The sequence below is a fragment of the Megasphaera sueciensis genome, from assembly GCF_050219315.1.
GTDB lineage: Bacteria > Bacillota > Negativicutes > Veillonellales > Megasphaeraceae > Megasphaera_A > Megasphaera_A sueciensis.
In genome coordinates this window covers 502425-515767 of the sequence record NZ_CP116939.1, presented here as the reverse complement: position 1 = coordinate 515767, position 13343 = coordinate 502425, and the positions used below count along the sequence as shown (strand labels likewise).

Here is a 13343-nt window from a genome sequence, read left to right as displayed (position 1 = left end):
ACAGGTTATTTTTATTTTTCTATTACCATTACATATGGTACCATAATGAATCCGGCAGCCATACAGAAAGACAGCCGTATCCTCTTACTCACTAAAGAGAATACAGCTGCAGCTATCTATCTTATTTTCTCATAAAAGACTTTGCCTTCTCCATTTCTTCTGCAACCGTCATCGGCATACCAGCAATACCCTCCTGCGTCGCTGCCTTTGCAACCGCTGCCGCAACATCTATTGTTACTCTGCTGTCAAAGGCATCCGGCAGAATATAATCTTCACGTAACCCATCTTTCTCTGCAACCGCTGCAATCGCTTTTGCCGCGGCCAATTTCATTTTTTCACTGATATCCGCAGCACGACAATCCAGTGCACCGCGAAATACACCGGGAAATACAAGTACATTGTTCACCTGATTGGGAAAATCTGAACGACCCGATCCGACCACACGTGCTCCCGCTGCTTTCGCTTCCTGCGGATAAATCTCAGGAATAGGATTTGCCATAGCAAAACAAATCCCATTGTCTGCCATGGACCGTATCATCGCCGGGGATACGATCCCCCCCTTTGAAACGCCGATAAAAACATCCTTTCCCTTTAAGATATGTGCTAAATCTCCGTGTTCATGACGAATATTGGTTTTTTCAGCCATTTTTTCCTGAGCCGGATTACTATCTGCATCACCTGCACAAATGGCCCCATGAATATCACAAATGATAATATCTTTTATCCCATATTCTAAAAGCAAGTTGGCGATACTAAGACCAGCGGCACCCCCGCCATTAATAACAACTTTTGCCGCCGCTGCCGACTTATTCACAAACTTCAACGCATTAATAATACCTGCCAGCACAATAATCGCGGTTCCATGCTGATCATCATGAAATACGGGAATATGCATAGTATCCCGTAACCTTCTTTCAATTTCAAAACAACGAGGACCGCTAATATCTTCTAAATTGATGCCGCCAAAGGATGGTTCCAGAAGTTGTACAAATCGAATAATTTCCTCTACATCCTGCGTGCCAATACAAAGAGGAACCGCATTTATTCCGGAAAATTCACTAAAAAGAAGACATTTTCCTTCCATGACTGGCATGCCAGCCTGCGGTCCAATATTCCCCAATCCAAGAACAGCACTGCCATCCGTAACTACGGCAACATAATTCCCGCGTCCAGTATATTCATAAGACCGCGTTTCATCTTCAGCAATTTTCAGACAAGGTGCTGCTACCCCCGGTGTATACAGCAAGGATAACGACTTTTTTGAATTGGCTGCTACTTTGCTGCCTATGGTTAATTTACCCGCTAATTTTTTATGCAGCATTAATGCATCATCATCGTTGTTATTATGCAAAGAAAACCCCTCTTTTCATTCGTCTTACATTCCAAGCACGATTACTATATTTCCATGGAATGATATTAGTTGTATCACATATTATGCAGAAATGCAACTATCTTCTCATCTCCCGTGCTGTTTGCACAAGAATGCAAGTCTCTGTGCTAATTCCCCTGTGAGTTGTTCTTTTTTTACCTGCCATAACCATTGTCCATGACTGATACCGGGACGATTCATGCGGCAGGCTGACGGCAGGCACAATACATCTTGCAGGGGAACTATAATGGTTTTCGCTCGCCGGCTGTACACATACGACACAAAAGACCATACAATTTCTTCTGCCGAAGCATTTTCCTCTAATCCCAAAGAATTTTTCATCTGTTCCTGCTGATATCTATCCAGTTCTTCTGTATACCATCCGAGCAACGTATTATTGTCATGTGTACCTGTATAAGCAACGCAATTAGGTTCCGTATCAAAACTATACCGTCCATCGGATCGATATTTCATATGGAACTGTAAAATTTTCATCCCCGGAATACCCAGTTTATTCTTTAATTCACAAACATCATCCGTTATAAATCCTAAGTCTTCGGCTATTAATTGGATGTTAGGAATTTTTTTGTATATGGCTCGAAACAGGTCAATCCCGGGACCGGGATTCCATTTTCCGTCTCTGGCAGTGTGCGCTCCGGCAGGAATTGCCCAGCAAGATGCAAATCCACGAAAATGATCAATACGTATTTCATCCACCATAGCTGCCATACGTTGAAATCTCTTGATCCACCATTCGTAATGATCCGCAGCTATAGTATCCCACCGATACAATGGATTTCCCCAAACTTGTCCATCGGCAGAAAAATAATCGGGAGGAACTCCTGCTACGTGACGCAAACACCCCTGTTCATCCAAATCGAAGAAAGTTTGATGAGCCCAGCAGTCCACACTGTCATGCGCAACAAAAATTGGTATGTCACCTAAAATTGCAATATCTTTGCTTGCGGCATATTGCCGTACTTCCTGCCATTGTATATGAAAAATATATTGCATAAATTTATTATGGGATAGGGTGCCCGATAATTCTTTTTTATAGTGCGCAATAGCTGCGGCATCATGGTTTCGTATATCATCCGGCCATTGGATCCATGAATTTCCTTGATAAAAATCATGGATTGCCGAAAACAAAGCATACTCCTCAAGCCAATCCGCATTATCTTGACAGAATGCCGCAAAATCATTCCAAGGAATTACTAAATCAGGATCATGTGACATATCCCATAAACACATCTTTTTGCACTGCCATTTTTCTTCGTATGTATGGGCCTGCAATATTTGCCGTTTAAATTCCAAAAAACGCTTTTCTTTCAACCATCCCCAATCTACCAGCTTATCCAATGAAATCAATCGTTCATTTCCGGCAAAAGCAGACATAGATACATAGGGTGAATTCCCTTCTCCCGGCAGTGTAAGCGGTAAAATTTGCCATACTTTCTGACCTGCTTGATAGAGAAAATCAATAAACTGCATTGCTCCGTTTCCTAAATCCCCCATACCATAGTCGGAAGGAAAAGAAGTGGGATGACATAAGATTCCAGCCCTTTTTTGTTTCGCTTCATCAATTCCTTTCAGCACAGTGATTCCAAGGGGAGGCAAGGTTACCGTAAAACGACTGTTCACTGTGCAGATAGGTGCTCTGTTGGGTTCAAAAGCATCATACAAATTACCATAAGCCAATCCATCTGTATAAATGCTGATAGATCGTATTGCAGTGGTATTCCGATTCATGACGATAATAAAAAAACCATCTTCTGCTTTTTTCCCAAATACGTCAGTTCCTCCTTCAATACTGCGGGCATATGCATAAATATCGCCATTCCCGTAGAGAGGAATAAACCGCCCAGTCCGTAAGGCGTCATTATGACACCGCAATGCAGTCAGCTGTACATACCACTCTAAGATACGATTGTTTTCATTCCCCCAGGGATAGGTTCTGCGATTATCGGGATCGACATCGCCTAGTACGCCTGCTTCGTCCCCATAATAAATGCAAGGTGCGCCAGGCATCGTCATCTGCCATGTACAAAGAATTTTAAGCCGGGCTTCTGATTTTTCCGAAACTGTCAACACATCTGTTTCTCCACCTGTGCCGAGAATGGATAAAATCCGCTTTACATCATGACTGCCGAGAAGATTCAACATAGCATAAAAATTTTCCTGCGGATAATTTTCCATCTGATGATATACTTCTTCTGCCGTACGTCGGCCATCTTTATGTTCCAAAATAAAATCTATCATAATCGCACGCAAAGCATAATTCATGGCACTGTCCATATCCTTGCCGCAAAGATATTCCCGTTGTTCTCCATAGCTTATTTTATTCGACGCATCTTCCCACACTTCACCGACCAGAACAGCCTGGGGATTTTCTTTTTTCAGTGTATGATAAAATTTTCGCAAAAAAGTTTCTGGAAGTTCATCGATAACATCAAGACGCCAGCCGCTGATTCCTTGCTGCAACCAATAGTGAAGAACACTATCTTTATTATTAATAATGAAGTTCAAATAGGAAGGTGTCATTTCATCTACATTGGGAAGATCTTTTACACCCCACCACGATTCATATTCGTCAGGATAATCGGTGAATTTATACCAATTGTAATACGGTGATTGTTTCGATTGATACGCTCCTATTTCAGGATAATGTCCAAATTTATTAAAATATATACTATCTTCCCCTGTATGGTTGAATACACCATCCAAAATAATATGTATGCCTTTTTTTTCAGCGTCTGCACACAATTGGGAAAATTCTTCATTTGTTCCCAACATAGGGTCAATATGATAATAATCTGCCGTGTCATATCGATGATTACTGCTGCTTTCAAAAATAGGATTTAAGTATACAGCTGTTACATGCAGCATCTTGAGATAATCTAATTTTTCCTTGATTCCCGCCAAGTTGCCGCCAAAAAAATCATATTGCAAAACATTTCCTTGATTATCCTTGCAATAATGCGGTATATCATTCCAGTCACTGTGTATGACAGCTCCTTTTTTGCCAAAAAGTTTTGCAGTCTGTGATTGACTCCGGCAAAACCGATCAGGAAATATTTGATATACAATCGCATTTTTAAACCAATCCGGTGTATGAATACCCTTGTCATAAACAGTAATTTGGTATGATGGCGGCTCTTGTGTATACACAGCACCTACCCCGCCAAGTTGGTGTTTATTATTACCATAATATACTGTGTTTCCTTGATATCGGACAATAAAATAATACCATAAAAGCGTGCCTTCTTCAGGCATGGTGATTTCCGCTTCATAAAATCCGCCTTTTTCTGCCATGGGGATTTTATATTCTCCTTCATTGCTTTTCCAAGTACGCAACGTAATACAACAGGTATTTTCATTTTTTATATTGGCAGAAATCCGTAATATAAGTTTTTTACCTGCACGGACAGCACCAAATATTGATTTATATACCGGATTCCGTGAATCATGATATAAATATGGCTCCATGTTCAGAACTCCTTTTTCTAAAATACCCCTACCATATGTGTAATTTGGTCAAGGGGTATCAATCCATTTCATCCTCTATCTAACATATTAATATACAATTCTTCGTATCTATCAGCCGACTTACGCCAGCCGTATTTGCTTGTCATCGCATTATGAACGAGATACTTCCATAAATGAGAATCGGCATAATAACTTAACGCTCGTTTCACTGTAAACAATAATTCATGGGCATTAAAATTTTGAAAATTTAATCCGTTTCCTGTATTCGTATATTTGTCAAAAGGAATAATCGTATCTTTTAATCCTCCTGTTTCTCTGACAACAGGAATAGTTCCATATTTCAAAGCAATAAGTTGACTCAGTCCACAAGGTTCATATCGTGAGGGCATGATAAATAAATCTGCCGCTGCATATACACAATGAGCTAATCCTTCATCAAAAAGAATATTTGCCGAAACTTTTGTCGGATTATGCTGGGCTAAATGACGAAACCCCTCCTCATACGGCCAATCGCCAGTACCTAAAATAATGAGCTGTACCTCTTCCATCATCAATTCATCCATAATACGCATTATTAAATCCATCCCCTTATCTTCAATAAGACGGGATACAATAGCAAGCATAGGAATATTACGATTGACGGGAAGTCCCAGACGTTCCTGCAAAGATTCTTTATTAGCAGCTTTACGGCTGAACACGTTGCTTTTGGTATAGGTAAAAGGAATAAACGGATCTTTTGCCGGATTATATATTGTTTCATCAAGCCCATTGATAATCCCGGTCAGTCTATGCTTACACAGGCGAATATAGCTATCCAACTTTTCGCCAAAATAAGGGTATGCAATTTCTTGTGCGTATGTCTGACTCACGGTAGTAATATGATCAGCGTACACCATACCGGCTTTCATATAATTAACACATCCGTCACATTCAAGATTTCCGTTATCAAAAAGTTTTCGCGGCAACCCCATTATATCCTCTACTACAGATGGAGAAAATATCCCTTGATATTTTAAATTATGGATCGTATAAACAACTTTCATATTTTTATAATAAGAATCTCGATAAAAGTCTTCTTTTAGAAAAACACCGATAAGGCCTGTATGCCAATCATTACAGTGAATGATATCCGGCTGAAATCCGATTTTTGGCAGCATTGCCAAAACTGCCCGGCTATAATACGCAAACCGTTCTGCATCATCATCAAAACCATACAAACGATCTCGTTTAAAATATTGTTCATTATCAATAAAATAAACGGTCATTCCACTCTTTTCAATTTTTTCAACGCCATAATATAATTGACGCCAAGCTAAATTTACAACACCATGGTACACTTCCTGCATTTCATCGTTGTAAGAATCGGGAATTTGGCTATATTTAGGAATCACCAGACGAACATCCATTCCCTTAGATGCCAATACGTTTGGCAATGCGCCCATAACATCTGCTAACCCGCCGGTTTTAACAAATGGCACTGCTTCAGAAGCAACAAATAAAACTTTAATCATAGGTAACACCTCTTTTCAAAAATTTTCTATGATTGAAATTTTAAAGAATTATTGTATGTACTATCACATTATTCTTTATATTTTTTCTGTTCCATTATCAGTTATTTCCGACTGCATCTTTAGGTATATAACAGCTAATGGCGGTAATGTCAACACCATAGATTGATTTTGCCCATGCATAGGAATGTCTTCACTGACAAAAGCATCTGTGTTACATACATCAGAACCCCCAAACCGTTCCGCGTCACTATTAAACACTTCTGCATATACCCCTTTTTCCGGAACACCCACTCGATAGGAATGACGAACAATGGGTGTAAAATTACAGAGGACAACAGTCATCAGATTATTTTCCCTGCCCCTGCGATAAAAGGCAATCACGCTATTATTACAATCATCGCAGCTAATCCACGAAAAGCCGGACCATTCACAGTCTTCCTGCCAGAACTCCTGATGTTCCAGATAATATGCATTGAGTTCTCTCACATAATCATGCAGCGCATGGTGCATCGGATATTCTAATAAATGCCAATCTAAACTATCATTATATTTCCATTCAATAAATTGTCCAAAATCACATCCCATAAAGAGCAGTTTTTTCCCTGGGTGAGCCATCCAGTAGGCATAAAAAGCTCGTAACCCAGCAAATTTCTGCCAATAATCTCCCGGCATTTTATTTAATAAAGAACGTTTTCCATGAACAACTTCATCGTGTGATAAGGGTAAAATGAAATTTTCTGAAAAAGCATAACATAAGGAAAACGTAACCAAATTATGATTTTCCTTTCGATATATGGGATCCAGAGACATATATTTTAACATATCGTTCATCCAGCCCATATTCCATTTATAGTTAAATCCCAGACCGCCCACATCGACCGGTTTCGTGACAAGAGGCCATGCAGATGATTCTTCCGCTATCATCAGTGTCTGTGGTATCGCCGCAAAAACAGCGGTATTTAACTTATGCAAAAAATCAATGGCATCAAGATTTTCGCGCCCGCCATAGGCATTAGACTGCCAGGGACCGGCACCATGGCCGTAATCAAGATACAGCATGTTAGCAACAGCATCAATACGCAAGCCATCAAGGTGAAATTGCGTAAGCCAGAAAAGTGCATTCGATATAAGGAAACTTTGCACTTCCGTACGACCGTAATCAAAATTCATCGTATCCCATTCTTGATTTTCCGCTAATAATTCATTTTCCGATTCATACACCGGTTGTCCATCAAAGAAGCGAAGTCCCTGCGCATCACGACAGTAATGTCCGGGAACCCAATCCAAAATAACCCCGATATGATTGCGGTGACATAAATCGACAAAATACATAAAATCTTCAGGATTGCCGTACCGGCTTGTTACTGAAAAATAACCGGTAATCTGATATCCCCAAGATCCGTCAAAAGGATATTCACACAAGGGCATGAGTTCAATGTGAGTATAGTTCATATCTTTTACATACGCGACTACCTGCTGTGCTATTTCACGATATGTCAATACATCGCCTGCCGCGTTACGGCGCCAAGATCCAAGATGCATTTCATAGATAAGCATGGGATTTTTGTAAGAGTCATAGTTTTGGCAATCCCGCTGCCAATTTTTGTCTTTCCAATGGTAGTGAAGTTTCGTCAATTTTGAAGCCGTTCCCGGACGCAGTTCTGACGCAAAGGCATACGGATCACTTTTAAGGATCACATCTCCCGAAGATGTTGTAATGGCATATTTATATATATCGCCTTCCTGCAATCCTTCAATATAAGCAACCCAGATGCCATTTCCATAGGAAGAAGCTGCCATCCTATCCATCCGGTCATCCCAATTATTAAAATCACCGACAACACTCACCTGCTGTGCATGAGGTGCCCATACGGCAAAACGAACACAGGATTTGCGCTTATAAGACGTGAAATGTGCACCGAATAAACGGTAGCTGCTGTAATTTGTACCCTGGTGATATAAAAATGTACTGTAGTCATCGATTGCACTTAATTTCATAATGTCCCCTCCAAAACCTACGTACTTTCAACAGGTTTAATATGCCAAATATCACGTGCATATTGCCGAATCGTCCGATCACTGGAAAAAAATCCCGAATGTGCTATATTTACGGCACTAGACTGAAGCCATTTATAGTGATTTTGATAACGGCAGCCGATATTTTTCTGTGCCTCGCAATACGAATCAAAATCTTTCAGCACAAAATATTCATCATTTCGATCCAAAAGAGAATCATATAACATTTGGAAAGCATAATTGCCGTTTCCCAACGAACCATCTACTAAATGTGTCAAAAGCATGCGAATGTGCTCATTTGTACGATATAAATCCCAAGATGAATATCCGCCGTGAACATAATACTTCATCACTTCATCGGCCCGCAGTCCAAAAATAACACAGTTATCGTCACCTACTTCATGATGAATTTCTACGTTAGCGCCATCCATAGTCCCTAATGTAATAGCTCCATTCATCATAAACTTCATATTGCCGGTTCCGGAAGCTTCTTTACCGGCCGTAGAAATTTGTTCGCTTACATCGGCTGCCGGAAATAAAAGTTGAGCTAAAGAAACATTATAATTTTCTAAAAACAGTACTTTTAATTTTCCCTCCAAACTATGATCCCCATTAATCATTTTACTAACTACATTAATGAGTTTAATCGTCATTTTTGCTTCGCCATACCCTGCCGCAGCTTTTCCGCCAAATAAATATGTGCGCGGAACGATATCCATGTTCGGATTCTCTTTTAATGCATAATACAGATTGAGAATATGGAGAATATTCAACAGTTGACGCTTATACAGATGGAATCGTTTAATTTGTATATCAAATACAGACTCTGTATCAATTTGCTGTCCATATTCCGTTCTGATATAGGATGCAAGTATATTTTTGCGTGTTCTTTTTACTTGATCCAATTGTTCCAGAAAAGCAGCATCTGATGCATATGCTGCTAGATTTATCATATGTTCGGGATGTTTACGCCATGTATTTCCGATAGCTGAATCGATAAGCTGTGCCAGCTGTGGATTGGACTGAATCAACCATCGCCGATGAGACACTCCGTTTGTCTTATTATTGAAACGTTCGGGAAAGCAGCTATAGAATGCATGCAACGTAGATTCCTTCAATATTTGCGAGTGAATTTCCGCCACCCCATTAATACTATGACTTCCCAATACGGCAAGATGAGCCATATGAACCTGATTATCCCAAAGGATAGCCACTTCACGCGCTTTTGCCTCATCGCCGGGATTTTTATTCCGTACCTGCTGCAGCCATCGCTTGTTTAATTCTTCTATGATTAAATAGATGCGCGGCAGTAATTCTTTAAACAGGGGAATGGACCAGCGCTCCATTGCTTCCGGCAAAATAGTATGATTGGTATAGGCTACAACTTCCGTGGTAATATCCCATGCCGTTTCCCACGGCAGCCCTTCTTCGTCCATAAAAATCCGCATTAATTCAGGTATAACCAAAGCGGGATGCGTATCATTGATATGAATGGCCACATAGTGCCCAAATACTTTAATATTAGGGCTTATCTTCTGCTTAAAATGCCGGACTATACTTTGGACGCCGGCAGAGACCATAAAGTACTCCTGCATAAGCCGTAACCTGCGGCCTTCTTCCGTACTGTCTTCCGGATACAAAAAGCGAGAAATAAGCTGTACATTATCTTTATAGCGAAATGCCTCATGTCGATTTCCTTTGGCCAAGACACGATATACATCTTCTCGGGTATATTCGGCACGCCATAACCGCAATGTATTGACGGTATCATTATGATAGCCAACCATAGGCACATCATACGGCACAGCACGGACAGAGTGATAATTTTCGTATACGCATTCCAAGTTTCCCTCACCGTCAGGACGCATATACGCATTGCCGCTAAAACATACATTGACCGCCTTATCTACTTTCTTCACTTCCCACGGATAGCCATCTACCAGCCAATTATCCGGAAGTTCAACTTGTTGTCCATCCACAATACGTTGATTAAACAACCCATATTGATAGCGGATACTACATCCATGACCGGGCAAACGAAGAGCTGCCAAAGAATCTGCAAAACACGCTGCAAGACGGCCTAATCCTCCATTCCCCAATCCCGGATCTCGTTCTTCCGGTATAATAGCATCCAAATCCCAACCCAAATCATGCAATCCTTCGCGGCAAACTGTTTCCATATCAACACCAATCAAATTTGACTGCAGTAATCTTCCCAATAAAAATTCAATCGAAAAATAATATACTTGTTTAACTTTCTTTTCTACATACATCTTATTGGTTTTAATCCAATCTTCACTTATTAAATCACGAATCATAAATGCAACGGTCTGATATACTTCGTTTGGTATAAGGTCGCGCACATCTTTTTCCCATGCTACATGAGATTTACGAATAAATATTTTTTTGAATTCTTCTTTATCTTTCCATTTCTTCATGCGCATACCTCTCTTTACATCAGATAACCGAATATTTTCCAATACATAAAGGCATTTGTTTTGTCCCCGTCAGCACAGCTTCTGACTGAATAATTGCATTTTTGTCACAAATAACATAGTTTAGCTGTGCATCATCACCAACGGCAGAGTGCTGCATAATGATACTGTTACGTATGACCGCATTTTTTCCCACACGGACTTTGCGAAAAAGAATGCTGTTTTCTACCCGGCCTTCAATAATACAGCCATTCGCTACCAGTGAGTTATTTACAGCGGATTCCTCCATATATTTGGCCGGAGCTTCATCTTTTATTTTTGTATATATCCGCCTTTCTCCATCAAGAAAGAGACTGCGCCATTTTTTTACATCCAGTAATTCCATATTCGCATTAAAATACGCAGGAACGGAATGAATACAAGCCGTATAGCCTTGATAATTAAAACCGAAAACGCGCAGCCGGTCAATGTTTCTTTTTAAAATATCCGTCAATATGAATTTATACCCTTTGGCATATGCCAGACGGACAGATCGATTAAATATTTCACAATCAATCAAGATTCCGCGCATATAGACATTTTCACCGCTTTTCACATGCGTTTTAGGAGTTATCTCCGTAATACGGTCTTTATCATCTGTATCAAGTATATAAAAATTGCCAGTTATATCTGTTGCCGGGTGGTGATAAATTACAGTCACATCGGCATTATGCCGACGATGGAAATGAAGAACCTTTTCATAGTCTATATTTTGTACATAGTCACTGCGCGTAATCAGGATATAAGGTTGTACCGCCCGCTCTACAAACGATAAATTATGATAATATGTACGAACATCCCCCTCCATAGGATGAATAATATCTTGTGCTTCCAGCGGCAAGTAAAATAAGCCATCTCCCTTGCGGGCCAGATTCCAATCCTTAGCAGAACGTATGTGGTCTAATACAGAACGCGATTCTGCAGAAAGAAGAATTCCTATATCCCCGATACCAGCGTTTACCATATTGGATAAAGTAAAATCAATAAGGCGAAATTTTCCGCCAAACGGCATAGTAGCTAATGGACGTCTTTCATTCAATTCGCGCAGCGGATTATCTTCCTGGAGATTTATCAATCCAATGATTTGGCTGCTCATGCTATCACGTCTCCTTGTATCTGTCCCTCACTCGCTTTTATCTTTTCATCGTTACCGACAACCATTACGGTACCATCGTCATTATGAACAACTGCATTACTTTGAATAATACATCTTTCGCCAATAATAGCTTTATCTACTACTGCATTTTTTTCAATACTTGTCCCCGGCATTAAAACGGAATTAGTCACCTTTGCACCTTCTTCAATAGTAACACCGTAAAAAACAACCGAACGTATCACCGTACCTAAAATTTGAGATCCCTCCCCTACAAGAGAGCTTCTGGCACTGCCATGCGGTCCAATGACATGAGGTGGCAGCGATTGACTGCCGGAATAAATACGCCAATCAGAATTATTCAGATCAAGAGGTGGATCATCGGCTAATAAATCCATATTCGCCTGCCACAAGCTTTCAATGGTACCTACATCTTTCCAATATCCTTCAAAAGGATATGCATACAGCGGCAGATTTTGTGACAGCATCGCAGGAATAACATTCTTTCCAAAATCATGTTCTGAATGTATTTCCTTTGCATCCGCCATTAAATATGTTTTCAGGAGTTTTCGATTAAAAATATAAATTCCCATAGAAGCAAGATTGCTTTCCGGATGTATCGGCTTCTCCTGAAACTTACGTATTTTCATGTTATCGTCAGTCGTCATAATACCAAAACGGCTGGCATCGCTCCATGGGACACGAATCGTGCCAATAGTAACACCTGCATGATGTTTTTTATGAAATGCCAGCATTTTCGAATAGTCCATGGAATAAATATGATCGCCTGATAATACAAGAACATAATCGGAACCAATCATATCCACAAAATTCATATTTTGATAAATAGCGTCAGCCGTTCCATGATACCAATTGGTTCCGTCATCTGTCATATAAGGCGGTAGCACAAAAGTTCCTCCACGGTCAGAATCAAGATCCCAAGAACTTCCGTTTCCTACATACCAATTCAGTGCCAACGGTTGATATTGAGTTAAAATGCCGACTGTATCAATGCCGGAATGACGGCAATTACTCAATGTAAAGTCAATAATGCGGTACTTTCCGCCAAACAGCAGTCCTGGTTTGGCTTGGTTTTTAGTAAGAACCCCCAAACGGCTTCCTTTTCCTCCGGCAAGTATCATGGCTAAACAATTAGATTTTCTCATAGAATTGCCTCCTGATTCCGAAAGACATACCGACTTGATACACATATTTTTAATTATCAACTGCAATATTTGATATTTCCATTCTTCCCTTCTGACTTTTCGGTATTCTTTCCCTGATATATTATTTAAAAATTACGTTATAACGTGATTTATCTCTATATTTATTATACACTAATAACGGTAAAAATGCGATAATACCAGTGATAATCTATATAGGAGCAGCAAATA

General features: G+C 40.1%; 7 protein-coding genes. All 7 read right to left on the bottom strand.

The genetic code is table 11. From position 1 onward, the window contains the following. Window positions 1-121: 121 nt before the first annotated feature. The 7 genes from NXG62_RS02560 to NXG62_RS02530 all read right to left on the bottom strand — a co-directional run bounded on the left by NXG62_RS02560 (window position 122) and on the right by NXG62_RS02530 (window position 13115). Complete coding sequence (locus NXG62_RS02560; protein WP_427113435.1) at window positions 122-1351, bottom strand: NAD(P)-dependent malic enzyme; 1230 nt, start codon at window positions 1349-1351, stop codon at window positions 122-124. Window positions 1352-1456: 105 nt separating this feature from the next. After that, the gene (malQ, locus tag NXG62_RS02555; RefSeq protein WP_427113434.1) at window positions 1457-4855 is read right to left on the bottom strand and encodes a 4-alpha-glucanotransferase; all 3399 of its coding nucleotides are present in this window, start codon (window positions 4853-4855) and stop codon (window positions 1457-1459) included. Between the two features lie 68 nt (window positions 4856-4923). Further along, on the bottom strand, window positions 4924-6366 hold the full coding sequence (glgA, locus tag NXG62_RS02550) for a glycogen synthase GlgA (RefSeq protein ID WP_427113433.1): 1443 nt from the start codon (window positions 6364-6366) through the stop codon (window positions 4924-4926). A gap of 75 nt (window positions 6367-6441) precedes the next feature. Then, window positions 6442-8364, bottom strand: coding sequence for a 1,4-alpha-glucan branching protein GlgB (gene glgB, locus NXG62_RS02545; RefSeq protein ID WP_427113432.1), 1923 nt, complete (start codon window positions 8362-8364; stop codon window positions 6442-6444). Between the two features lie 17 nt (window positions 8365-8381). Then, window positions 8382-10820 carry a glycogen/starch/alpha-glucan phosphorylase gene (locus tag NXG62_RS02540; protein WP_427113431.1) on the bottom strand — a complete coding sequence of 813 codons (2439 nt, stop codon included), beginning with the start codon at window positions 10818-10820 and terminating at the stop codon, window positions 8382-8384. A gap of 19 nt (window positions 10821-10839) precedes the next feature. After that, window positions 10840-11952: a glucose-1-phosphate adenylyltransferase subunit GlgD gene (glgD, locus tag NXG62_RS02535; protein WP_427113430.1), complete on the bottom strand. Its 1113-nt coding sequence runs from the start codon at window positions 11950-11952 to the stop codon at window positions 10840-10842. Next, window positions 11949-13115 carry a glucose-1-phosphate adenylyltransferase gene (locus NXG62_RS02530; protein WP_091647785.1) on the bottom strand — a complete coding sequence of 389 codons (1167 nt, stop codon included), beginning with the start codon at window positions 13113-13115 and terminating at the stop codon, window positions 11949-11951. Before NXG62_RS02530 ends, glgD begins: the two co-directional genes overlap by 4 nt. Between the last annotated feature and the right edge of the window lie 228 nt (window positions 13116-13343).

Bases quoted from the DNA above. Each gene is read 5' to 3' on its own strand.
- malQ (WP_427113434.1), bottom strand. From the start codon at position 4,855: ATGGAGCCATATTTATATCATGATTCACGGAATCCGGTATATAAATCA.
- glgA (WP_427113433.1), bottom strand. From the start codon at position 6,366: ATGATTAAAGTTTTATTTGTTGCTTCTGAAGCAGTGCCATTTGTTAAA.
- glgB (WP_427113432.1), bottom strand. From the start codon at position 8,364: ATGAAATTAAGTGCAATCGATGACTACAGTACATTTTTATATCACCAG.
- NXG62_RS02540 (WP_427113431.1), bottom strand. From the start codon at position 10,820: ATGAAGAAATGGAAAGATAAAGAAGAATTCAAAAAAATATTTATTCGT.
- glgD (WP_427113430.1), bottom strand. From the start codon at position 11,952: ATGAGCAGCCAAATCATTGGATTGATAAATCTCCAGGAAGATAATCCG.
- NXG62_RS02530 (WP_091647785.1), bottom strand. From the start codon at position 13,115: ATGAGAAAATCTAATTGTTTAGCCATGATACTTGCCGGAGGAAAAGGA.